The sequence below is a fragment of the Glycomyces halotolerans genome, assembly GCF_054779575.1.
The window spans coordinates 1-660 of sequence record NZ_BAAGXZ010000062.1; the positions used below are offsets into that span (position 1 = coordinate 1).

The window sequence follows — 660 nt, forward strand, 5'->3', positions numbered from 1 at the left end:
CAAAAACGAAAGATAGCAATTGTTATTCACATGTGGATAAGTTAAAATAATACGTACTGTTTATTTTGAGATTGTGCATAACTACTATTCATTTTTTTATTGATTGAATTGTGGTATCCTAGTTAGTTGATTGCCTTAATTTTAATAAGGCATGTTTTTGTTTTTATAAAAATGTGAACGATAGTAAAAAATCGTTTTAATAATAGTATAACTAGTCCAAAGGGATGAGGTGAAACTCAAATGTTAGATTTTGATACTATTGCTGCAATTTCTACTCCAATGGGAGAAGGAGCAATTGCGATTGTAAGATTAAGTGGAGAAGAAGCGGTAAGTATTGCAGATCGTATTTTTAAGAGTGTTTCAAATAAAAGCTTAAATGAAGTACCTTCTCATACCATTCATTATGGTCATATCGTTGATCCTAAAAATGGACAAACGATTGAAGAGGTGATGCTTTCTATTATGAAAGGCCCTAAAACGTTTACGAGAGAAGACATTATTGAGATTAACTGCCATGGTGGAATTGTTTCAGTTAATCGTGTGTTACAGCTTGTTTTGGCAAATGGTGCACGCCTGGCAGAACCAGGAGAGTTTACCAAACGTGCTTTTTTAAATGGTCGTATTGATTTATCACAGGCGGAAGCTGTTATGGATTTAATT

General features: G+C 33.2%; 1 pseudogene. It reads left to right on the plus strand.

Annotated features, from left to right (window positions below):
* Positions 1-240: 240 nt before the first annotated feature.
* Positions 241-660, plus strand: a pseudogene (locus tag ACYVL2_RS20030) (tRNA uridine-5-carboxymethylaminomethyl(34) synthesis GTPase MnmE); the annotation flags it as partial.